The sequence below is a fragment of the Streptococcus oralis genome, from assembly GCF_026782085.1.
In the GTDB taxonomy this organism is placed as follows: domain Bacteria; phylum Bacillota; class Bacilli; order Lactobacillales; family Streptococcaceae; genus Streptococcus; species Streptococcus oralis_DA.
In genome coordinates, this window is sequence record NZ_JAKUVW010000004.1 from 1106208 (window position 1) to 1128381 (window position 22174).

Annotated in this window: 37 protein-coding genes; all 37 read right to left on the reverse strand. The window is 41.6% G+C overall.

The window, feature by feature from the left end; genetic code table 11:
• Positions 1-204: 204 nt before the first annotated feature.
• Complete coding sequence (locus MK395_RS07415; RefSeq protein ID WP_268711599.1) at positions 205-1542, reverse strand: PFL family protein; 1338 nt, start codon at positions 1540-1542, stop codon at positions 205-207.
• A 9-nt stretch (positions 1543-1551) separates the two neighbouring features.
• A complete protein-coding gene (locus MK395_RS07420) occupies positions 1552-1818 on the reverse strand; it encodes an ACT domain-containing protein (protein WP_000644111.1) in 267 nt (88 codons plus the stop codon).
• 263 nt (positions 1819-2081) lie between these two features.
• Entirely contained in the window at positions 2082-2468 is a 387-nt protein-coding gene (gene rplQ / locus MK395_RS07425) for a 50S ribosomal protein L17 (RefSeq protein ID WP_000331493.1), read from the reverse strand.
• Positions 2469-2479: 11 nt separating this feature from the next.
• Positions 2480-3415, reverse strand: a complete 936-nt coding sequence (locus tag MK395_RS07430) for a DNA-directed RNA polymerase subunit alpha (protein WP_000568993.1) — start codon at positions 3413-3415, stop codon at positions 2480-2482.
• 42 nt (positions 3416-3457) lie between these two features.
• Positions 3458-3841 carry a 30S ribosomal protein S11 gene (gene rpsK, locus MK395_RS07435; protein WP_001118385.1) on the reverse strand — a complete coding sequence of 128 codons (384 nt, stop codon included), beginning with the start codon at positions 3839-3841 and terminating at the stop codon, positions 3458-3460.
• A gap of 17 nt (positions 3842-3858) precedes the next feature.
• Positions 3859-4224 (reverse strand): 30S ribosomal protein S13, encoded by a 366-nt coding sequence (gene rpsM, locus MK395_RS07440; RefSeq protein ID WP_000090781.1) that lies wholly within the window; start codon positions 4222-4224, stop codon positions 3859-3861.
• A gap of 17 nt (positions 4225-4241) precedes the next feature.
• Positions 4242-4358 carry a 50S ribosomal protein L36 gene (gene rpmJ / locus MK395_RS07445; RefSeq protein WP_001808836.1) on the reverse strand — a complete coding sequence of 39 codons (117 nt, stop codon included), beginning with the start codon at positions 4356-4358 and terminating at the stop codon, positions 4242-4244.
• Positions 4359-4382: 24 nt separating this feature from the next.
• Positions 4383-4601 (reverse strand): translation initiation factor IF-1, encoded by a 219-nt coding sequence (gene infA, locus MK395_RS07450; RefSeq protein WP_001029883.1) that lies wholly within the window; start codon positions 4599-4601, stop codon positions 4383-4385.
• A 116-nt stretch (positions 4602-4717) separates the two neighbouring features.
• A complete protein-coding gene (locus MK395_RS07455; protein ID WP_049478936.1) occupies positions 4718-5356 on the reverse strand; it encodes an adenylate kinase in 639 nt (212 codons plus the stop codon).
• A 145-nt stretch (positions 5357-5501) separates the two neighbouring features.
• Complete coding sequence (secY, locus tag MK395_RS07460; RefSeq protein ID WP_000465385.1) at positions 5502-6812, reverse strand: preprotein translocase subunit SecY; 1311 nt, start codon at positions 6810-6812, stop codon at positions 5502-5504.
• A 12-nt stretch (positions 6813-6824) separates the two neighbouring features.
• Positions 6825-7265, reverse strand: coding sequence for a 50S ribosomal protein L15 (rplO, locus tag MK395_RS07465; RefSeq protein ID WP_000766089.1), 441 nt, complete (start codon positions 7263-7265; stop codon positions 6825-6827).
• Between the two features lie 144 nt (positions 7266-7409).
• Entirely contained in the window at positions 7410-7592 is a 183-nt protein-coding gene (rpmD, locus tag MK395_RS07470) for a 50S ribosomal protein L30 (RefSeq protein WP_000057241.1), read from the reverse strand.
• Positions 7593-7605: 13 nt separating this feature from the next.
• Positions 7606-8100 (reverse strand): 30S ribosomal protein S5, encoded by a 495-nt coding sequence (rpsE, locus tag MK395_RS07475; RefSeq protein WP_000874204.1) that lies wholly within the window; start codon positions 8098-8100, stop codon positions 7606-7608.
• 17 nt (positions 8101-8117) lie between these two features.
• Complete coding sequence (rplR, locus tag MK395_RS07480) at positions 8118-8474, reverse strand: 50S ribosomal protein L18 (RefSeq protein WP_004244055.1); 357 nt, start codon at positions 8472-8474, stop codon at positions 8118-8120.
• 83 nt (positions 8475-8557) lie between these two features.
• Complete coding sequence (gene rplF / locus MK395_RS07485; RefSeq protein WP_000086626.1) at positions 8558-9094, reverse strand: 50S ribosomal protein L6; 537 nt, start codon at positions 9092-9094, stop codon at positions 8558-8560.
• A gap of 193 nt (positions 9095-9287) precedes the next feature.
• Positions 9288-9686 carry a 30S ribosomal protein S8 gene (rpsH, locus tag MK395_RS07490; protein ID WP_000245504.1) on the reverse strand — a complete coding sequence of 133 codons (399 nt, stop codon included), beginning with the start codon at positions 9684-9686 and terminating at the stop codon, positions 9288-9290.
• A gap of 284 nt (positions 9687-9970) precedes the next feature.
• Positions 9971-10156 (reverse strand): type Z 30S ribosomal protein S14, encoded by a 186-nt coding sequence (locus MK395_RS07495; protein ID WP_001085697.1) that lies wholly within the window; start codon positions 10154-10156, stop codon positions 9971-9973.
• Between the two features lie 17 nt (positions 10157-10173).
• Positions 10174-10716 carry a 50S ribosomal protein L5 gene (gene rplE / locus MK395_RS07500; protein ID WP_000013542.1) on the reverse strand — a complete coding sequence of 181 codons (543 nt, stop codon included), beginning with the start codon at positions 10714-10716 and terminating at the stop codon, positions 10174-10176.
• 23 nt (positions 10717-10739) lie between these two features.
• A complete protein-coding gene (gene rplX / locus MK395_RS07505) occupies positions 10740-11045 on the reverse strand; it encodes a 50S ribosomal protein L24 (RefSeq protein WP_000497691.1) in 306 nt (101 codons plus the stop codon).
• 182 nt (positions 11046-11227) lie between these two features.
• Positions 11228-11596, reverse strand: a complete 369-nt coding sequence (rplN, locus tag MK395_RS07510) for a 50S ribosomal protein L14 (protein WP_000616545.1) — start codon at positions 11594-11596, stop codon at positions 11228-11230.
• 25 nt (positions 11597-11621) lie between these two features.
• A complete protein-coding gene (gene rpsQ, locus MK395_RS07515; protein ID WP_000440801.1) occupies positions 11622-11882 on the reverse strand; it encodes a 30S ribosomal protein S17 in 261 nt (86 codons plus the stop codon).
• A gap of 24 nt (positions 11883-11906) precedes the next feature.
• Entirely contained in the window at positions 11907-12113 is a 207-nt protein-coding gene (rpmC, locus tag MK395_RS07520) for a 50S ribosomal protein L29 (RefSeq protein ID WP_000772918.1), read from the reverse strand.
• Positions 12114-12122: 9 nt separating this feature from the next.
• Positions 12123-12536, reverse strand: coding sequence for a 50S ribosomal protein L16 (gene rplP / locus MK395_RS07525; RefSeq protein ID WP_000960946.1), 414 nt, complete (start codon positions 12534-12536; stop codon positions 12123-12125).
• Between the two features lie 3 nt (positions 12537-12539).
• Complete coding sequence (gene rpsC / locus MK395_RS07530) at positions 12540-13193, reverse strand: 30S ribosomal protein S3 (RefSeq protein ID WP_000529936.1); 654 nt, start codon at positions 13191-13193, stop codon at positions 12540-12542.
• A 12-nt stretch (positions 13194-13205) separates the two neighbouring features.
• On the reverse strand, positions 13206-13550 hold the full coding sequence (rplV, locus tag MK395_RS07535) for a 50S ribosomal protein L22 (RefSeq protein WP_268711600.1): 345 nt from the start codon (positions 13548-13550) through the stop codon (positions 13206-13208).
• A gap of 11 nt (positions 13551-13561) precedes the next feature.
• Positions 13562-13843, reverse strand: a complete 282-nt coding sequence (gene rpsS, locus MK395_RS07540; protein WP_000533766.1) for a 30S ribosomal protein S19 — start codon at positions 13841-13843, stop codon at positions 13562-13564.
• 103 nt (positions 13844-13946) lie between these two features.
• Positions 13947-14780 carry a 50S ribosomal protein L2 gene (rplB, locus tag MK395_RS07545; protein ID WP_000512910.1) on the reverse strand — a complete coding sequence of 278 codons (834 nt, stop codon included), beginning with the start codon at positions 14778-14780 and terminating at the stop codon, positions 13947-13949.
• A 17-nt stretch (positions 14781-14797) separates the two neighbouring features.
• Positions 14798-15094, reverse strand: coding sequence for a 50S ribosomal protein L23 (locus MK395_RS07550; RefSeq protein WP_001055347.1), 297 nt, complete (start codon positions 15092-15094; stop codon positions 14798-14800).
• Positions 15094-15717 carry a 50S ribosomal protein L4 gene (gene rplD / locus MK395_RS07555; RefSeq protein WP_000024537.1) on the reverse strand — a complete coding sequence of 208 codons (624 nt, stop codon included), beginning with the start codon at positions 15715-15717 and terminating at the stop codon, positions 15094-15096. Before rplD ends, MK395_RS07550 begins: the two co-directional genes overlap by 1 nt.
• Before the next feature lie 24 nt (positions 15718-15741).
• Positions 15742-16368, reverse strand: coding sequence for a 50S ribosomal protein L3 (gene rplC / locus MK395_RS07560; RefSeq protein WP_000160197.1), 627 nt, complete (start codon positions 16366-16368; stop codon positions 15742-15744).
• Between the two features lie 82 nt (positions 16369-16450).
• Entirely contained in the window at positions 16451-16759 is a 309-nt protein-coding gene (rpsJ, locus tag MK395_RS07565; protein WP_001284513.1) for a 30S ribosomal protein S10, read from the reverse strand.
• Positions 16760-17015: 256 nt separating this feature from the next.
• The gene (locus MK395_RS07570; protein WP_268711601.1) at positions 17016-17429 is read right to left on the reverse strand and encodes an effector binding domain-containing protein; all 414 of its coding nucleotides are present in this window, start codon (positions 17427-17429) and stop codon (positions 17016-17018) included.
• Between the two features lie 567 nt (positions 17430-17996).
• Positions 17997-18623, reverse strand: coding sequence for a uridine kinase family protein (locus tag MK395_RS07575; protein WP_268711602.1), 627 nt, complete (start codon positions 18621-18623; stop codon positions 17997-17999).
• A complete protein-coding gene (gene nrdG / locus MK395_RS07580; protein ID WP_049484733.1) occupies positions 18620-19216 on the reverse strand; it encodes an anaerobic ribonucleoside-triphosphate reductase activating protein in 597 nt (198 codons plus the stop codon). The genes MK395_RS07575 and nrdG overlap by 4 nt, the downstream gene beginning before the upstream one ends.
• Positions 19217-19220: 4 nt before the next feature.
• Positions 19221-19721: a GNAT family N-acetyltransferase gene (locus tag MK395_RS07585; RefSeq protein WP_095726302.1), complete on the reverse strand. Its 501-nt coding sequence runs from the start codon at positions 19719-19721 to the stop codon at positions 19221-19223.
• A 43-nt stretch (positions 19722-19764) separates the two neighbouring features.
• Entirely contained in the window at positions 19765-19905 is a 141-nt protein-coding gene (locus MK395_RS07590) for a hypothetical protein (RefSeq protein ID WP_000521623.1), read from the reverse strand.
• Positions 19906-19916: 11 nt separating this feature from the next.
• Positions 19917-22124 (reverse strand): anaerobic ribonucleoside-triphosphate reductase, encoded by a 2208-nt coding sequence (nrdD, locus tag MK395_RS07595; protein ID WP_268711603.1) that lies wholly within the window; start codon positions 22122-22124, stop codon positions 19917-19919.
• Between the last annotated feature and the right edge of the window lie 50 nt (positions 22125-22174).

Consider the following 22174-nt stretch of genomic DNA (forward strand, 5'->3'; position numbering starts at 1 on the left):
GGATCAAAGAAATATTCGGCTTTCAAAAGCAAAGCCAACATTTGTAAATTATCCAAAAGAAAAGCTACCCTCATGGTAGCTTCCCTAGGAGATTATTATGAAAAAGTTTAGGATTTCTATTAAATAAAGTTAGGAGGTCTTTATTTAATGATTATAGTATACACAGTCATCCTTAAACTCAACTTAAATCCTCTCGCTTTTTTATTAATTTTTAAAACTATGGATTGGAGCTGGGATTTGCCCACCGCGAGAGATGAAATCAACAGACGAAGCCCCGTTGACTTTCATCACTGGAGCTGTCCCTAGCAAGCCACCAAACTCAATCATATCGCCTTCTTTGCCCTTTGGAATAATACGAACAGCTGTCGTTTTCATGTTAATAACACCGATTGCCGCCTCATCCGCAATCATAGCTGCAATGGTTTCAGCAGGCGTATCTTCCGGAATGGCAATCATATCCAGTCCAACTGAACAGATAGCCGTCATGGCCTCTAGTTTCTCTAAATTCAGAGAGCCATCTTGCACCGCAGCAATCATCCCCTCATCTTCAGAAACGGGGATAAAAGCACCTGACAAGCCACCGACTTGGTTACAAGCCATCACTCCGCCCTTCTTAACTTGGTCATTCAAAAGAGCGAGGGCAGCCGTTGTCCCATGCGTACCAACTGTTTCTAAGCCCATTTCCTCAAGGACACGAGCCACAGAATCACCAACTGCAGGAGTAGGTGCCAAGCTTAGGTCGACAATTCCAAAGTCAACACCAAGGCGTTCACTCGCCATTTGTCCAACCAGCTGACCGATACGAGTAATCTTGAATGCTGTTTTCTTGACTGTTTCCGCTACTACATCAAAGCTCTCTCCACGAACCTTTTCCAAGGCACGCTTGACCACACCAGGACCCGAAACCCCGACATTGATGATAACATCTGCTTCGCCAACACCATGAAAGGCCCCTGCCATAAAAGGATTGTCCTCAACAGCATTAGCAAATACGACCAACTTGGCCGCACCCATATCTGACATCGCAACTGTTTCCTTGATGATACGTCCCATATCAGCGACCGCAGTCATGTTGATACCTGACTTGGTCGAGCCAATGTTAACAGACGAACAAACCTTGTCTGTCTCAGCTAGAGCGCGCGGGATAGAATTGATGAGAATTTCATCTCCTTTTTGGTAGCCTTTTTGTACCAAGGCAGAGAATCCACCGATAAAGTCAACACCAATCTCCTTGGCAGCCTTGTCAAGTGCCTTTGCCAAAACAACATAGTCTGTCGCATCAGTCGCAGCACCAATCAATGAAATCGGAGTCACCGATACCCGTTTATTAACAATAGGAATCCCAAGTTCTGCAGCAATTTCATCTCCTACAGCCACTAGATTTGCAGCTTTAGTGGTGATTTTTTGGTAAATCTTTTCAGCAGCACGATTGATATCTGGATCAATACAGTCCAAAAGGGAAATCCCCATGGTGATGGTTCTGATATCGAAGTTCTGCTCCTCGATCATGGCAATGGTTTCTGTAACTTGTCTAATATCCATGATAACCTCCTAGATATTATACATAGCGTCAAAAATCGCCGCACTTTGAATATTGATTTTGACATTCAAGGTCTGACCGAAAGTTTCAAACTCATTTCGCAGATAAGTGAAATCCTGTTTTTCGTCACTAGAAACGACCGCCATCATAGTAAAGTATTCATCCAACACCGTCTGAGAAATATCGTCAATATTCAAACCCAACTCTGCAATCTTAGTAGACACGCCTGCAACGATCCCAGCCTTGTCCTTACCAACCACTGTAATAATAGCCTTCATTCTTATACCCCATTTCTACGATTTTTAGAAAACCTGAACGTTTTTGATTTTCTTTTTTCCTAGTATAGCATATTTCCATAGATAATACTAAAAAACGCCTGCTTACGAAGTTGTTCTTAAGAAAAAAACAATTTCGTAAACAAGCGTCTACCCTATCAAATGATGATGAGTGTTCCCGCTAGGACCGAAGTCCCAGCGGTAGACCAGAGCTAGACTAAGAGCACAAGACTCCATCATCATAACACTCAACAAAATTGATGATTTTATACTAATTCGATGATCGCCATTGGCGCAGCATCACCACGACGTGGTTCAGTTTTAAGGATACGAGTGTATCCACCGTTACGTTCAGCATAACGAGGTGCGATTTCTGAGAACAATTTTTGAAGTGCTGTAGTAGAAGTGTACTTATCAGTTGCTTCATCATAGTTTTCAGATGCGATTTCATTACGTACGAAAGCAGCTGCTTGACGACGTGCATGCAAATCACCACGTTTACCTAGAGTAATCATTTTTTCAACAGTTTTACGGATTTCTTTAGCACGAGCTTCAGTTGTCACGATTGATTCGTTGATCAAAAGGTCAGTTGTCAAATCGCGAAGCATTGCTTTACGTTGTGAGCTAGTGCGTCCTAGTTTACGGTAAGCCATGTATTCCTCCTTTATTTATCTTTTAATCCAAGACCCAAGTCAATGAGTTTGAGTTTCACTTCTTCCAAACTCTTGCGTCCAAGATTTCGTACTTTCATCATCTCTGCTTCAGATTTTTCTGTCAAATCATGCACAGTATTGATACCGGCACGTTTCAAACAGTTGTATGAACGCACAGACAAGTCCAGTTCCTCAATCGTACGATCCAAAATACGATCGTCAGATTCAGTATCAGCTTCTTTCATCACTTCAGTTGACTTAGCAATCTCAGTAAGATTTGTAAACAAATCAAGATGTTCTGTCAAGATACGCGCTGAAAGCCCTAAAGCATCTTCTGGAATAATTGTTCCATTAGTCAAGATTTCAAGGGTTAATTTGTCAAATCCATCATTGCTACCTACACGAGCAGGCTCTACTTGATAGTTGACTTTTGTAACTGGTGTATAAATAGAATCTACAGCAAGTGTTCCAACTGGTGCATTATCTTTTTTGTTTTCATCAGCAGGTACATATCCACGACCACTGTTAACAGTCATTGTCGCTTTTAGAGAAGAACCTTCACCGATTGTAAAGAGATAATGATCTGGATTTACAATTTCAATATCACTGTCAGTCAAAATGTCTCCAGCTGTAATTTCAGCAGGACCTTCAACGTCAAGTTCAATGATTTTTTCGTCTTCAACGTATGATTTCACTGCAATCCCTTTAATGTTCAGAATGATTTGCATCACGTCTTCACGAACACCTGGAACTGTGTCGAACTCATGCAAGACACCTTCAATGTTGATAGATGTCACTGCTGCTCCTGGTAGAGAAGCTAGTAGTACACGACGAAGAGAGTTACCAAGAGTTGTACCGTAGCCACGTTCAAGTGGTTCGATTACAAACTTGCCATAATCTTTATTTTCATCAATTTTTGTTATATTTGGTTTTTCAAACTCAATCATTTAGTTACTCCCTCTTAAACGAAAAGCAGTGTAATGCGATGATTATACACGGCGACGTTTTGGAGGACGAGCACCATTGTGTGGCACTGGAGTCACATCACGAATTGCTGTTACTTCAAGACCAGCGGCAGCAAGCGCACGAATAGCTGACTCACGACCAGAACCTGGACCTTTTACAGTAACTTCAACTGATTTAAGACCGTGTTCTTGTGCAGATTTAGCAGCAGCTTCAGAAGCCATTTGAGCAGCGAATGGTGTAGATTTACGAGAACCTTTGAAACCAAGAGCACCAGCTGATGACCAAGCAATTGCATTACCATGCACATCAGTAATCATAACAATAGTGTTATTAAATGTAGCGTGAATATGAGCAATACCAGATTCGATATTCTTTTTCACACGACGTTTACGTGTTGGTTTAGCCAAGACTTTTACCTCCTATATTATTTTTTCTTACCAGCAATCGCAACAGCTTTACCTTTACGAGTGCGAGCGTTGTTTTTAGTGTTTTGTCCACGGACAGGAAGTCCACGACGGTGACGAATACCACGGTATGAACCGATTTCCATCAAACGTTTGATGTTCAAGTTTACTTCACGACGAAGGTCACCTTCAACTTTGATTGCATCCACTTCACGACGGATAGCATCTTCTTGATCTGATGTAAGGTCACGTACACGAACATCTTCTGAGATTCCAGCAGCAGCCAAAATCTTCTTAGATGTTGCAAGTCCGATACCATAAACGTAAGTCAATGAGATTACTACGCGTTTGTCATTTGGAATGTCAACTCCAGCAATACGAGCCATGTTTTCTCCTTTCTATCTTATCCTTGACGTTGTTTGTGTTTTGGATTTGCTGGGCAAATTACCATAACACGACCATTACGACGAATTACTTTACAGTATTCGCAAATTGGTTTGACCGATGGTCTTACTTTCATTTCTTATCCCTCCAAGTTTTTCGATTATTTAAAGCGGTAAGTGATACGTCCACGTGTCAAGTCATATGGACTCATCTCGACAGTAACACGATCTCCCGCTAAAATACGAATATAGTTTTTACGAATTTTACCAGAAACTGTTGCTAAAATCTGATGTCCATTTTCAAGTTCAACCGTAAACATTGCGTTAGGCATTGTATCAACTACTTTGCCTTCAACTTCAATCACATCGTCTTTTGCCACGCAAAAGCACCTCCATAAATTTCGATTCGATGCCTCTGAAAACAGAGACAACAATTATAAGTCAGACTATCTCAGTATAACATTTGTAGCGATTTTTTGCAAGTGTGAAAAACGCTTTATTTCAAATTTGTCAATACTTTTTCGATGTCTTTGAACACATCATTGATATCTTGATTTCCTTCGATATCGTGGACCAAACCTTTGGCACGGTAGTGAGCAATGATTGGTTCACCTTGTGCGATATTGACATCCAAACGACGCTTAACTGTCTCGGGTTTGTCATCTTCACGTTGGTAATAATCTTCTTCCTTATAATCAACTGGTGGGTTGAAAACTTTGTGGAAGGTTTCACCTGTTTCGCGGTGGATGATACGGCCACTCAAACGTTCCAAGAGACAATCTGGGTTCACTTCGATATTGATCACACCTTCTAGTTCGATACCGAGTTCCGCCAATGTTTTGTCCAAGGCATGAGCTTGTTCAATCGTACGTGGGTAACCATCCAACAAGAAACCTGTTTCCTTGATGTCGTCCTGTGAAAGGCGTTCTTTAACAATTCCATTTGTAACTTCATCTGGAACCAACTCACCTTTGGCAATATATGACTTCGCAAGTACACCCATTTCAGTTTGATTTGCCATAGCAGCACGGAACATATCTCCAGTTGAAATGTGTGCCACGTGGAATTGCTCCACAATTTTAGCTGCTTGCGTTCCCTTACCTGCTCCAGGTAAGCCCATAATCAAAAGATTCATGATAGGATCTCCTTATTTTGTATTTAAATAGAAGTAGAAATTTGTTTCAACCCCTATTTAAAAACAAAATAGAAGAGGGGAGACGAAAATCTCTCTGATAGATAGATCTTCATACTCCACTCTCTAAGCAAAAGTAATTTTGCTTTTATTCTGTTTTGTCCATGAAACCAACATACTTACGTTTCAATAGGTAACCTTCTAGCTGTTTGATTCCTTCAATACCTGTTGAGATAATGATCAAAAGACTAGTTCCCCCAAAAGCAACAGCTTCTGAAAGACCAAAGACATCTTTTGCCACAATCGGCAAGATTGAAATCACACCTAGGAAGATCGATCCGACAGTCGCAAGGCGACGAAGAAGTTTCGACATGAACTCTTCAGTACCCTTACCAGGACGGACACCATGAATGTAGGCTCCACTCTTTTGTAAGTTTTCTGCTGCTTTCTCTGGATTGATCTGTACAAATGTATAGAAGAATGTAAAGAGAATGATCAACAAGGCATACATGGCAACACCTGTCGGAGATGTTGTAGATAACATTTCCTGTGCTGTACGTACCCAAGCCCAATCATGACCTGTAGCACTCAAAAATTGAAGAATGGCTGCAGGTGCTGCTGTAATGGAACTTGCAAAGATAACTGGGATAACCCCCGCTGGGTTCACCTTCAATGGAAGGTATGAGCTTGATGGGGCTCCTTGAGCAACTTTTGTATATTGGATTGGAATTTTATATTCTGCCTGTTGAACAAAGGTTGTAAAGTAAACAATCAACAAGACAGCGATAATCAAAATAACGACAAAGATAATAGATGAAGTCAAACGGCTACTTGGAATATTGACGAAGTAGTCAACATAGATTCCTTTAATCATTTCAGGGATTGAAGCAACAATACCTGCAAAGATGATCATAGAAACACCGTTTCCGTATCCCTTATCTGTAATTTGTTCCCCGAGCCACGTTACAATCATACTACCTGCTGTAAGGATAATACCAATGGTAACAAAAACCTGTGGAGTTAACGCTGTCGTTAATAATTTCGCTCCAGATAGAGTGTTAAATCCTGCTGTGATCCCGATAGATTGAACAAATGCAAGTACAAGTGCAATATAACGAGTAGCCTGGTTTAGTTTTCTCCGTCCAACTTCCCCTTGTTTGCCCCATTCTACAAACTTCGGTAAAATATCCATTTGTAGCAATTGAACAACGATGGAAGCAGTGATATACGGACTTACTCCGAGTGCAAAAACGGAGAAGTTCTTCATGGCATTCCCTGAAACAAGACTAAGCATGTTCAAGAAAGATAAACCACTGAGAGCTTCCAAACTTTTCGCATTCACACCTGGAACAGTGATACTTGTCCCAATACGGAAAACAAGAATGATAAAAATCGTAAAGAGAATTTTTGATCGAACTTGTTTAACCTTGAGCGCTTCTTTTAGTAATTTAAAAAACATGGGTCACCTCTCTTAGATGACTTCTACAGAACCACCTTTAGCAGTGATAGCTTCCTCAGCTGATTTAGAGAATTTAGCTGCTTTCACAGTCAATTTCTTAGTCAACTCACCGTTACCAAGAATTTTAACTCCTGATTTTTCAGCTTTCACAATTCCTGCTTCGATAAGTACAACTGGAGTTACTTCTGCACCGTCTTCAAAGACGTTCAATTGGTCAAGGTTTACAATTGCGTATTCTTTAGCGTTGATATTAGTGAATCCGCGTTTTGGAAGACGACGGAACAATGGAGTTTGTCCACCTTCAAAACCGAGGCGAACTCCGCCACCGCTACGAGCTTTTTGACCTTTTTGACCGCGACCAGATGTTTTACCGTTACCTGATGAAGTACCACGACCAACACGGTTACGTACTTTACGAGAACCTTCTGCAGGTTTCAATTCATGAAGTTTCATTATTATTTTCTCCTCTTTTGTAAAATGCTAGCGCCGATAAGAGAGAAAAGGTTGTCTCCCTTATCAACTCGCCTATACATGGTCATCTTAGATGACTATACCTAGTTTTAGGGGATGAGTATTGCCACATCCCCTAAAAATTCATTAGTTTACTTCTTCAACTGTTACCAAGTGAGATACTGCAGTGATCATACCACGGATAGCAGCGTTGTCTTCTTTGATAACAGAGCTGTTCAATTTGCCAAGTCCAAGTGCTACAACAGTTTTACGTTGTGATGGAATGCGTCCGATTGGAGACTTAGTCAAAGTAATTTTAATTTGAGCCATTTTATCCCCTTTCTTATGCCAAATCAGAAACTGAAATACCACGAAGGGCAGCAACTTCTTCAGCGCGTTTCAATTGTTTCAAACCTTCAACAGTTGCGCGAACAATGTTGATTGGAGTGTTAGAACCAAGTGATTTAGATGTAATATCTGCCACACCTGCCAATTCCACAACGGCACGAACTGCACCACCAGCGGCAACCCCAGAACCTTCTACAGCAGGTTTCAACAATACTTTAGCTCCACCGAATTCTGAAAGAACTTCGTGTGGGATTGTTGTCCCAACCATAGGAACTTCAATCAAGTTTTTCTTAGCATCTTCTACTGCTTTGCGGATTGCTTCTGGAACTTCTTGAGCTTTACCAGTACCAAATCCTACGCGACCGTTGTGGTCACCAACAACAACAAGAGCTGCGAAACGAAGACGACGTCCACCTTTAACAACTTTTGTAACACGGTTGACAGCAACTACGCGTTCTTCTAATTCAACTGCATTGTCTTTAAATGCCATTTTCTAGTGTCCTCCTATTAGAATTTCAATCCGTTTTCACGAGCTGCATCAGCCAAAGCTTTCACACGTCCGTGATATAGATATCCACCGCGGTCGAACACCACTTCTGAAATACCTTTAGCGTTTGCACGTTCTGCAACGAGTTTACCGACAGTAACGGCTTGTTCAGTTTTAGTTCCTTTTGAAACTTCTTTGTCAAGAGTTGAAGCACTTGCGAGCGTTACACCCGCTACGTCATCAATCACTTGAGCGTAGATGCCTGTATTAGAACGGAATACGTTCAAACGTGGGCGATCAGCAGTTCCAGAGAGTTTTCCGCGAACGCGACGGTGGCGTTTTTGGCGGAGTTTGTTTTTATCTGGTTTAGAAATCACAGTTTTCACCTCTTTAGTTTTAAATCGTGTGCTATGCACTAAGTTGGAAAATAGGTTGGTGGTTAAAAATCAACCACTCAACATTATTTACCTGTTTTACCTTCTTTACGGCGAACGAATTCACCAACGTATCGGATACCTTTACCTTTATATGGTTCTGGTGAACGAAGGCTACGTACGTAAGCAGCTGTTTGACCAACTACTTCTTTTGAAATTCCGCTAACAACGATTGTTGTTGGGTTTGGAAGTTCAAAAGTAATTCCTTCTGGAGCTTCAACTTCGTCTGGATGAGATTTACCAACAGCCAAAACAAGTTTAGATCCTTGAAGTTGTGCACGGTAACCAACCCCACGCATTTCAAGTTCTTTCTTGAATCCTTCTGATACACCAACAACCATGTTGTTCAAAAGGGCACGAGTAGTTCCGTGGATTGTTTTCATTTCTTTTGAATCGTTTGGACGGTGAAGAGTTACTTCAGTACCTTCCACACGAATTTCAATATCTTTTGAGAACTCACGAGTAAGTTCTCCTTTAGGTCCTTTTACAGTTACAACGTTGTCATTGTTAGTGATTTCAACACCAGCAGGCAACACGATAACTTTATTACCAATACGTGACATGTTTATTTTCTCCTGTTAGATTGTCAGGCCCATTATAGCCAGTTTTCACGGGGTTAAAGATACTTATTGAGTTCAATAGCTAAATTGAACACGCTCTAAGAACTGTGCAAAATAGATAAGTTGGCTTGTTTGTAAACAAACTTCTCCAACTTCCTAATTTTGCTTTGTTCTTTACGAGCTTTGTATCTTGATTTTACCAAACGTAAGCGATAACCTCACCACCAACGTTCTTTTGGCGAGCTTCTTTATCAGTAAGCAAACCTTCAGAAGTTGAAAGGATAGCAATTCCAAGTCCGTTAAGAACTTTTGGAAGATCTTCACGTTTTTTGTAGACACGAAGTCCTGGTTTAGAAACACGTTTCAAGTTAGTGATAACTTTTTCACCGTTTGGTCCGTATTTAAGGAATACACGGATGATGCCTTGTTTGTCATCTTCGATGATTTCTACGTTCTTAACAAAACCTTCGCGTTTAAGGATTTCAGCAATCCCTTTTTTGATGTTTGATGCAGGTACTTCAAGTACTTCGTGTTTCGCTTGGTTAGCGTTACGAATACGAGTTAGGAAGTCTGCGATTGGGTCAGTCATAACCATTTTGTTTTTCTCCTCTTACTAGTAGTTTGCAAGTTGCACTTGCTAGTTAATACATGATACAAAGAGCGTAAAAGCAAGAGCAAAAATAGGCAATTTGATGCAGGAGCGATGCTCCAAAGAAAATTGGTCTTTTTTGCCAAAGCTGTAGCTCGTGTTCAAATTGGCAAGTCCAACTGAACCCGGGCTAAACTCTGTGTGAAAAAGATAAACTTTCCTAGAAACTTCAGTTTCTTCGTCAAGTTTCCTATTTTCACTTGGAGTTTTGATGCCCTTGATATCTTAAATTACCAAGATGCTTTTGTTACACCAGGAATTTGTCCTTTGTAAGCTAATTCACGGAAGCAAACACGGCAAAGTTTAAATTTGCGGTAAACTGAATGTGGACGACCACATTTTTCACAACGAGTATAAGCTTGAGTAGAGAACTTCGCTGGACGTTTGTTCTTAGCAATCATTGATTTTTTAGCCATTAGATTTACCTCCTATATTATTTTGCAAAAGGCATTCCAAGGCCTGTAAGCAATGCACGTGACTCTTCGTCAGTGTTAGCAGTTGTTACGATAACGATGTCAAGACCACGAGTTTTGTCAACGTCATCAAAGTTGATTTCTGGGAAGATCAATTGTTCTTTCACACCAAGTGTGTAGTTTCCGCGGCCATCAAATGATTTTGTTGGAACACCATGGAAGTCACGCACACGTGGAAGTGAAACTGAAACCAATTTGTCCAAGAATTCGTACATACGTTCACCACGAAGGGTAACTTTTGCACCGATCGCTACACCTTCACGAAGACGGAAGCCGGCGATTGATTTTTTAGCTTTAGTGATAAGTGGTTTTTGACCTGAGATAAGTGCCAATTCTTCAGCAGCTTTTTCAAGACTTTTAGCGTTTGATACAGCTTCACCAACACCCATGTTCAAAACGATCTTATCTACTTTAGGCACAGCCATCACTGATGAGTAGTTGAATTGTTCTGTCAAAGCAGGAACTACTTCATTAAGATATTTTTCTTTTAAACGATTTGCCATTATACTTCTCCTTTCCTTCGTGATTAATCAAGCACTTCGCCTGATTTTTTGTTGTAGCGAACTTTTTTACCGTCTACAAATTTGTAACCAACACGACCAGCTACACCATTTTTGTCCAATACTTGAACGTTTGATACGTGAATAGCTGCTTCTTTCTCGATGATACCACCTTGAGGAAGCTCGTTAGTTGGACGTTGGTGTTTCTTAACGATGTTAACACCTTCAACGATAACTTTGTTTACTTTTGGAAGAGCAGTAAGGACAACAGCTTCTGTTCCCTTATCTTTACCAGCGATTACGCGAACTTTGTCGCCTTTTTTTACAAACATTAGGTTTCTCCTTGATTTTTCTTACGCCCATAAGGGCACCCTAGCTCAAAGCTAGGGGACTAGTTTGTTTGTTTTTACTCTGCGAAAATCAAAGCAATTCTTCGTCAGTTTCAACTCACCTAACTTAAGTTATGCTTTCGTCTCACTTCCTAGACTTGTTTTAATTTTCATTGAGCAATCAATTAAAGTACTTCTGGAGCAAGTGACACGATCTTCATGAAGCCACCTTCACGCAATTCGCGTGCAACTGGGCCAAAGATACGTGTTCCGCGAGGAGTTTTATCTTCACGGATGATAACTGCTGCGTTTTCGTCAAATTTGATGTATGAACCATCAGCACGACGAGCACCTGATTTAGTACGAACGATAACAGCTTTTACAACGTCACCTTTTTTAACCGCACCACCAGGAGTAGCTTGTTTTACAGATGCCACAATAACATCACCGATGTTTGCAAATTTACGTCCTGAACCACCAAGAACTTTGATAGTCAAGATTTCGCGCGCACCGCTGTTGTCTGCGACTTTCAAACGAGTTTCTGTTTGAATCATTTCAGTTTTCTCCTTTCAGGTTTGATTAGATGATGACCGCTTCTTCAACAACTTCTACAAGACGGAAACGTTTTGTAGCTGAAAGCGGACGAGTTTCCATGATACGTACGATATCGCCTTCTTTGGCAACATTGTTTTCATCATGTGCTTTGTATTTTTTAGAGTAGTTAATACGTTTACCATAGACTGGGTGGTTACGTTTTGTTTCAACTACAACTGTGATTGTCTTGTCCATTTTGTCAGATACAACACGTCCAACAAGAACTTTACGATTATTGCGTTCCATTGAAATTTCTCCTTCCCTAGTCTATTATTTCGCTTCAGATTGAACTGTTTTGATACGAGCGATTTGTTTTTTAACTTCCTTCAAGCGAGCTGTTTGTTCCAATTGACCAGTAGCAGCTTGGAAACGAAGTTCAAACAATTCTTTTTTCAATTCGTTTTCGCGCTTCGCGAGTTCTTCTTGAGAAAGACCACGAAGTTCTTTAACAAATTCTTTTACTTCATTAAGTTTCATGCCTTCTCCTTATTCTGCTTCACGTTTTACGAATTTACATTTAACTGGCAATTTGTGGCTTGCAAGACGAAGCGCTTCGCGAGCGATCTCTTCAGATACACCAGCGATTTCGAACATCACTTTACCACGTTTAACTGGTGCTACCCAACCTTCAGGTGCCCCTTTACCAGATCCCATACGCACACCGATAGCTTTAGCAGTGTATGATTTGTGTGGGAAGATTTTAATCCAAACTTTACCACCACGTTTCATGTAACGAGTCATGGCGATACGAGCAGCTTCGATTTGGCGGTTAGTGATCCAGTGGCTAGTTGTAGCTTGAAGACCGTATTCACCGAATGCTACTTCTTTTCCACCTTTTGCTTCACCGCGCATTTTTCCACGGAATTCACGACGGTGTTTAACACGTTTAGGTACTAACATTGGTTATTTACCTCCTTTAGTGTTTTTACGAGCTGGAAGAACTTCACCACGGTAGATCCATACTTTAACACCAAGTTTACCGTATGTAGTATCTGCTTCTTCCCAAGCGTAATCGATATCTGCACGAAGTGTGTGAAGTGGAACAGTTCCTTCAGAGTATCCTTCAGCACGGGCGATATCTGCACCGTTCAAACGACCTGATACTTGAGTTTTGATTCCTTTAGCTCCAGCACGCATTGCACGTTGGATTGCTTGTTTTTGTGCACGACGGAAAGCGACACGTTGCTCCAATTGACGAGCAATTCCTTCACCTACAAGGTGAGCATCCAAATCAGGTTGTTTGATTTCGATGATGTTGATGTGTACTTGTTTTCCAGTCAATTTGTTAAGTTTTGCACGGAGTGCATCAACGTTAGCACCACCTTTACCGATAACCATACCTGGTTTAGCAGTGTGAAGTGAAACGTTAACTTTGTTTACTGCGCGTTCAATTTCGATAGTTGAAACTGCTGCGTCAGCAAGTTCTTTTTGAACGAATTTACGGATTGCAAGATCTTCATGAAGGTAATCCGCGTATTCTTTTTCAGCATACCATTTGGCATCCCAATCACGGATGATGCCGACACGCATACCAATTGGATGTACTTTTTGACCCACGATGTTACCTCCTTATTTTTCTGCAACAGCTATAGTGATGTGAGCTGTACGTTTGTTGATTGGTGAAGCTGAACCTTTCGCACGTGGACGGAAACGTTTCATAGTTGGTCCTTCGTTTGCGAATGCTTCAGATACTACCAAGTTAGCTTTGTCCAAACCAAAGTTGTTTTCAGCGTTAGCTACAGCTGAGTTCAAAACTTTCAAGATGATTTCAGCAGCTTTGTTTGGTGTGAATGTCAAGATTGCAATAGCATCGGCTACGCTTTTACCACGGATGTTGTCAAGAACAAGACGTGATTTACGAGGTGAAACACGTACTGTACGAGCCATTGCTTTAGCTGAAGTAATTTCTGCCATTTATGTTCTCCTTATTTTCTACGTGTTTTCTTGTCGTCTGCAGCGTGACCTTTGTAAGTACGAGTTGGTGCAAATTCACCAAGTTTGTGACCTACCATATCCTCTTGGATGTAAACAGGTACGTGTTTACGTCCGTCATAAACTGCAATAGTGTAACCAATGAAACTTGGGAAAATCGTTGAACGACGTGACCAAGTTTTGATAACTTTTTTCTTTTCGTCGTTAGCTTGAGCTTCAACTTTTTTCATCAAATGCTCATCGACGAAAGGTCCTTTTTTAAGACTGCGTCCCATTTTTATATTTTCTCCTTTAAATGTTGTACCACAGCGGCTTGCGCTCACATGGAGCGCTACCGAGCTGGCGGATTTCCTAGTTGCTTAGGCGACTAGTTTACTATTATTTCTCGTTGCGACGACGAACGATAAGTTTGTCAGATTTCGCTTTCTTGTTACGAGTTTTAAGACCAAGAGCAGGTTTGCCCCATGGAGTAGATGGCGCTTTACGACCAACTGGTGCTTTACCTTCACCACCACCGTGTGGGTGATCGTTAGGGTTCATTACAGAACCACGAACTGTTGGGCGGATACCTTTCCAACGGCTACGTCCTGCTTTACCAAGGTTTACAAGTCCATGTTGTTCGTTTCCGACAACACCAACTGTAGCACGACAAGTTCCAAGAATCATACGAACTTCGCCAGATTGAAGACGAACAAGAACGTATTTACCTTCTTGACCCAATACTTGAGCAGAAGCACCAGCAGCACGTACCAATTCTCCACCACGACCTGGTTTCAATTCGATGTTGTGGATCAAAGTACCAACTGGGATGTTAGCAAGTGGAAGAGCATTTCCGACTTTGATATCTGCTTCAGGACCTGAAACGATACGTTGACCAACTTCAAGACCTTTTGGAGCGATGATGTATGCTTTCACACCGTCAGTGTAGTGTACAAGAGCGATGTTTGCAGAACGGTTTGGATCGTACTCGATAGTTTTAACAACTGCTTCAACGTTGTCTTTGTTACGTTTGAAGTCAACCAAACGGTAGAAACGTTTGTGTCCACCACCTTGGTGACGAACAGTGATACGACCGTTGTTGTTACGACCAGCCTTGCTCTTCAAAGCAACAAGCAATGATTTTTCAGGAGTGCTTGTTGTGATTTCAGCGAAATCCAAAGAAGTCATATTACGGCGACCGTTTGTTGTTGGTTTATAAACACGAATTCCCACGATATTTCCTCCTTAGATTATTCAGCTTCAGCAGCAAACAACTCGATTGCTTTTGAATCAGCTGTAAGTGTGATGATAGCTTTTTTAGTTTTGTTAGTAAAACCAGTGTAACGTCCAACACGTTTCGCTTTTGGTTTTACGTTGATTGTGTTAACGTTGGCAACTTTAACACCTTCGAAAGCAGCTTCAACAGCTTGCTTGATCAAAAGTTTGTGTGCACGAGTGTCAACTTCAAATACATATTTTCCTGCTTCAAGTTGAGCCATTGAGCTTTCAGTGATAACAGGTTTTTTGATAACATCATACAAATTCATTATGCAAGAACCTCCTCGATTTTAGAGATAGCTGCTTGTGTGACAAGAAGTTTGTCGCTATTTGCGATGTCAAGAACACTTGCAGTTGTAGCAGTTGCAACTTTCACGTTTGGAAGGTTACGAGCTGAAAGAGCTGCGAATTCATTTCCTTCTTCAAGGATAACAAGAACTTTAGAATCGATGCTCAATGCTGCAAGAACTTTTGCAAATTCAGCAGTTTTTGGAGCTGTAAATGAAAGAGCGTCTACAGCTACGAATTTGTTTTCAGCAACTTTTTCAGAGTAAACTGATTTAAGAGCTAGGCGACGAACTTTTTGTGGAAGTTTGTAGCCGTATGAACGTGGAGTTGGTCCGAAGACAACACCACCACCACGCCATTGTGGTGAGCGGATAGAACCTTGACGAGCACGTCCAGTTCCTTTTTGACGCCATGGTTTGCGTCCACCACCTGATACTGCAGAGCGGTTTTTAACAGCGTGTGTTCCTTGACGAAGGCTTGCGCGTTGGCTGATGATCACATCAAACACAACTGATTCATTTGGTTCAATACCAAATACTGCATCGTTAAGAACAACTTGGCCAGCTTCTTTACCAGTTTGGTCAAATAATGTTACGTTTGCCATTGTGACTGATTTCCCCTTTCTTTATTATTTACCAGCTTTAACTGCTGATTTGATAGTGATAAGAGATTTCTTAGCACCTGGTACGTTACCTTTGATAAGGATAACGTTCTTTTCTGGAACAACTTGTACCACTTCAAGGTTTTGAATTGTTACGCGGTCGCCACCCATACGTCCTGCAAGGTTTTTACCTTTGAATACGCGGTTAGGTGCAACAGGTCCCATAGAACCTGGACGACGGTGGTAACGAGAACCGTGAGCCATTGGTCCACGTGATTGTCCGTGGCGTTTGATAACACCTTGGAAACCTTTACCTTTAGAAGTACCAGTTACGTCAACAACGTCTCCAGCTGCGAATGTTTCAACTGTGATTTCAGCACCAACTTCCAAGCCTTCAACGTTTTTGAATTCACGAATGAAGCGCTTAGGAGCCGTGTTAGCTTTCGCTACATGTCCTTTAGCAGGTTTGTTGCTCAATACTTCGCGTTTGTCATCGAAACCAACTTGGATAGCGTTGTATCCGTCTGTTTCAACAGTTTTAACTTGAAGAACAACGTTTGGAGTTGCTTCAATAACTGTTACAGGGATCAATTCGCCAGCTTCAGTGAAGATTTGAGTCATTCCCACTTTTTTCCCTAAGATTCCTTTTGTCATGAGAAAATAGTTCCTTTTCTATATTTTTTATTCAAAAAGTTTTTAACGAGCGTTTTTTATGCTCAAGGTATCAAGCTTTAGATTAAAGTTTGATTTCTACGTTTACACCACTTGGAAGATCCAATTTCATCAAGGCATCAACTGTTTTTTGAGTTGGGTTAACGATATCGATCAAACGTTTGTGTGTACGCATTTCAAATTGTTCGCGAGAGTCTTTGTATTTGTGAGTCGCACGAATGATTGTGTAGAGGCTACGCTCAGTTGGAAGTGGGATTGGACCCGCAACTTGTGCACCTGTACGAGTAGCTGATTCTACGATTTTTGCAGCCGCTGTGTCAAGCGTACGGTGTTCGTAAGCTTTCAAACGGATACGGATTTTTTTGTTTGCCATCTTTTTCTCCTTTTCGTCTATTTAAGATAATAGGCTAGCTCCACAAGAAAACCGACGCGCGTTGCGTGGCAATGCAACCGAGCGTGTCGCAACCTCTTGCATCAAAGCTAAGGCTGTAATTTACAGCACCATAATAGAATAACACAAAGCCCCTGCGATTGCAAGGGATTTGTAAGCTTTTTTTCGTTTTTTTACTAACCTAAGTTACTAGAGTATGTTCTGATCCTCTTTCGTAAATAAAACATAGTTTGACAATTTACCCATTTTTGGGGGTGGCGATAAAGATAGATACTGTCTGATCTGGATCATATTTTTCAAAATCAATACTATACTGACGTTGCAGTTCTCTTGCTTCTTCTGCCTGCCAGATTTGTTGCCAGGTATGGAGAAACCCTTTTGAATCACTTGTATCCACCTCAAATACTTGGTAGGTTTGTTCTGAAGTGTCAAAATCCCAGTCTTCTTTATCGGATAGACTACAGAGCGACAAGCTGTAATCCCCCTTGTAGTCGCTGACATAATCATGATAGACTGCATAAATCGGAAGCCCTTGGGCAAATGCCTCCTCTACTTCTTTCTGGTGCTCCTGCCATAGATGGCTAATTTTTTCAATCATGTTTGGATCTTGGAAATTATTTGTAGAGATACTACTGATTATTTTTAAAAACATTCCTTCGCTCCTTTTACTTTCACTTCTAAGGTGACTGACTAGCAATCAACCTCAGCTCTAAACTTTCTAGCTACCAAGAGGCTAATTCACGCAACAAAATGAAATAGCATTCTTTGCGTATAGGATATATCACACCATTCACTATCAACTCCCTTTTCCCAGAAAAAACGGTGCCTATAACAAACAAAACGTTCAATTTACCGGTCTCAACCAGAGCTGAAAAACAATGCAGGCTTCAACCAAGACCATCCTTCCAATTCTTATTGATATAGTCTGGAAAGTTTTTAACGAACATTTTTTGTGCTCAAGTCTAAGACATAAAGGGATTCAAACTCAAAGCAAAAATAGGAAATCGACGCGCGTTGTGTGGCAGTGTATCCAATCGTGGTCACAACCTCTTGCATCACAGCTAAAGATGTGATTTACAGCACCACGGTAGAATAACACAAAGCCCCTGCGATTGCAAGGGATTTGTGAGCTTTTTCCGTTTTTTTTAAGATGAAACTGTTTTCTCTTTTTATCTTTCCAAAATTACGGATTTACATCTATAAAAAACTACCTTTTCTTCTATATAATATGTGCCATTTTGACCTTGAATGTATCTTCTGATTGATCTACTAAAATGTCCGCTTTAGACTCGGTTTCTCTATAGTATCGCAGATACTGCTCCCGTCTCATCTGATGGCTAGCTAATACAAAAGATGCATCGCGATTTCTCATAGTCGTATCTCGAGCTAAGCGCCTCTTTAATTCGGTCTCCTCATCCGTGTAGAAACAGATGGTTTTGTCAAAGAGTTCCTTGGGAAGAAAACCCACGGACATCCCTTCAACAATAAGAATTGGCTTTCCTCCAGACAAGACCTCGCTAGCCTTCCAAGGTTCATCAATCGTCAAGATGTCCATGCCTGCCTGCAAGGCGAGAATATCTCTCTGTAAACTTGCTAGTTCATGCGCCACTGGCAGACAAGCCGTCACCTTTTGATCTGGCGCTTGCTTTGGTACTACCAGGTGACGTTCTGAGGTGATATAAGGATCTGTTTCTAGTAAATTTACTGTAGTAGAATCTAGAGCTTGATGTAATTCCTGAGCGAAGGTTGACTTGCCCGAAGCCCCATGACCGTAGATCACTAGCGTCCTAATTCTTCCCGTTTCGATCTCTGAAACCAGTTGTTCTATCAGGTCTTTTTTCTTCATTCTCTCTTCACCTGTTCATAGCTTTCTTTTCCGTCATTAAGCTTGTCCCAAATCACCACTTGCCCACTTTTGAGGGATTTTTGCACATCGATAATCCGTTGATTGGACGAACCTCGAAACTGGAGCATAAGATTGCGTTTGCTTTTATCATACCGTCCATCGACAAGGATGTCAATCAATGATAAGAGTTCCAGTTTATCTGGAGTCTCCAGCATCATTTCTTCCCAAGTATAACCCGTCCAGGACCAGATGTCTTTTTCTGGTAATTCCTTTCGAATGCGCTTAACGAGAGGCAAGAGAATGCCCGTATTAAGAAAGGGTTCTCCTCCTAGCAAGGTCAAACCTTGAACATAGGGTTGGGCAAGGTCTTCCATGATTTGTTCTTCTAATTCTGCCGTATAGGGAATGCCTGCGTTGAAAGACCAAGTCGCAACATTATAGCATCCCTCGCAGTGAAACATGCAACCTGATACATAGAGAGAGTTTCGCACACCTTCTCCATCGACAAAATTAAAAGCCTTGTAATCAATGATTCGCCCTTTACTAAGCTCCTCACTTTTCCATTCACCTGGTTTTGGTGTATTCCATGTCATCCTTTTACTCCAAATCTATCCAGTAACGTTCTACACCATTGCGAACATCCTCAAACACCCCACCATTTGCCACAATCACCGCCCTACTAGCAGGATTTTCCGTACTACAGGTCACAAGTGCTTTTTTGATGTTCTTTTCCTTGGCAACTTGCAGGCCTTGTCTGAGGGCTTCTTTGGCATAACCTTTGCCTCTTTCAGAGGGGCGGATGGAATAGCCGATATGGCCCCCATTTTCTAGTAAGTAGTCATTTAATCGGAGACGAAGGTTGAGAAAGCCAAGAGCCTGGCCTGCTACGTCAAAACTAACCAGCTGGATAGCAGGAACCCAGTTTTCAGGAATATTGAGTCCCGCTTCCGCTTGAAGATTTTCTTCTAGCCACTCTTCATAAACAAAATTCTCAGCATCCCAAAATCCGCCATCATGGGCTGATTGAGTCTGTTCAAACTCTGCCATCATCTCTAAAACTGTTTCTTTATCTGCTAATCTTGGTCTACGTAATTCCATCCTTACCTCCCGCTAAGAGAAAAGCGAGAGCGGACTCTCACTTTTATTTTTTCTTGTTCTTGTTTAAAAATTGTTCTTTGAGGTTGAGCAAGCGTTCTTTTTTACCCGTTCCACCTTTCGAGTGTTTCTCGTGATAACGGGTCACTTGTGCGCGTCCCTTATCGTCTAATTGGTATTTCCCCATTCCATTTCCTTCTAATTTGTTACTTCATGTCCGGCTGTTTTAATAGTTGAACCGTTCATATGTTTGACACGCGCAGCGATTTCCTTGTGACGACCATTAACCATTGGACGCGCTTGAGGATTCCCCAGATAGCCACAAGTTCGTTTGACAACATCTACTGTTTTAGGGTCGCTATTGCCACAGTTGGGACAAGCAAAACCTCTCTCAGTCGGTTCAAAATCCCCTTCAAAATCACACTTGTAACAGCGATCAATCGGAGTATTGGTCCCTAGATAGCCGACACGGTCATAGGCATAGTCCCAGACAGCTTCCAGGGCTTTAGGATTTTGTTGAAGAACTGGATACTCACAATAATGGATGAAACCACCTGATGCACCTGCTTCTGGATAAACTTTCTCAAAGTCTAATTTTTCAAACGGTGTTGGATTTTTACGAACATCATAGTGGAAAGAGTTGGTGTAGTATTCCTTGTCCGTGATATCAGGAATAGAACCGAACTTCTCTGTATCCAAGCGACAGAAGCGATCTGTCAAACTTTCAGACGGTGTGGAGTAGATAGAGAAATGGTAACCATATTGGTCAGACCACTCTTCCACACGACGTTTCATATCGCGAATGATATCCAGCGTGAATTCCTTGGCTTCTGGATTGTTTTCCCAGCTATTTCCAAAGAAGACTGTCGCTACCTCGTACAAACCAATGTAGCCCAGCGAAACTGTCGCACGGCGATTCTTAAAGAGCTGATCAACGCTCTCGTCTTTTCCGAGACGGCGACCGAAGGCTCCATACTGATAAAGGATAGGGGCATTTGCTGGCGTCGCTTCCTTGGTTCGTTCGACACGATAAACTAGAGCATCCTCCGCGATGTTCATTCGCTCGTTGAAGATTTCCCAGAACTTGTTCATGTCACCTTCAGACTCGAGGGCGATACGAGGCAGATTGACTGTCACAACTCCTAGATTCATACGACCTGAATTGACCTCAACACCATTCTCATCCTTCCATCCTTGGAGGAAAGAACGGCATCCCATAGGAACCTTGAAGGAGCCTGTCAGCTCGATAATCTTATCATAGAACAAGACATCTGGGTACATCCGCTTGGTTGCACACTCAAGAGCCAACTGTTTGATATCGTAGTTAGGTGAACCTTCCTCTAAGTTGAGTCCTCTTTTTAGCGTAAAGATGAGTTTAGGGAAGATAGCTGTACGGTGTTCTGAACCAAGTCCCTTGATTCGGATGTTTAAGATAGCTTTTTGAATTTCCCGCTCAAAACGACTAGTTCCTAAACCAAAACCGAGCGAAGTAAAAGGTGTTTGTCCATTTGAAGTGAAGAGAGTGTTGATTTCATACTCAAGAGATTGCATAGCATCGTAGATGTCCTTTTGGGTTTTCTTCCAAGCGTAATCTTCCCGTTTTTCAGGCAAGACCCACTCTTCTGCATCCTTGAGGTGTTTTTGATAATTCTTCTCCGCATAAGGCGCCAAGACTTCATCGATACGGTCAGCTGAACAGCCCCCGTACTGGCTAGAAGCAACGTTGGCGATGATTTGTGAAATCTGAGCGGTCGCAGTCTGGATAGACTTGGGACTCTCTACCTCTGCATTTCCAATCTTAAAACCATTTTCCAGCATGCCTTTAAAATCAATCAAACAGCAGTTGGTCATCGGAGTGTAGGGGCTGTAGTCCAAGTCATGATAGTGGATATCCCCTTTTTGATGAGCATTGGCTACGTGCTTAGGAAGCATTTGCAGCCCGATTGATTTCCCAACAATCCCTGCTGTCAAATCACGCTGGGTATTAAAGACATCACTGTCTTTATTGGCATTTTCATTGACAACTGCCTGATCTTTATTGAGAAGTTTATGGATACTAAAGTTGATATCTGTCGCTTTTGATCGCTCAAAATCCCTTTGTGTCCGATAAGTGATATACTCCTCAGCCAGCGCATACTCTTTGGCTTCAAGGAGTTCATGTTCTACGACATTTTGAATTTCGTAAATCTTGACACCTTGAGGGAAGCGGCTGTGAATTTCAGCCACGATTCTTTCAACTAGACCATTTAGGCGTTTTTCTACTAGAGGCGTAACGTCCATAACCTTTTCCGCCGCCTTGTGGAGAGCCTTGTCAATCTTGTCTACATCAAACACCACACGTCTACCATCTCGTTTTTCAACGAACAAGGTGGGAACGGTTGCAAGCTTTTCTTCTAATACAATCATATCCATGCTCTTTTCTAAAATATTGTTGAATTGTTTATATTCAGTATTAT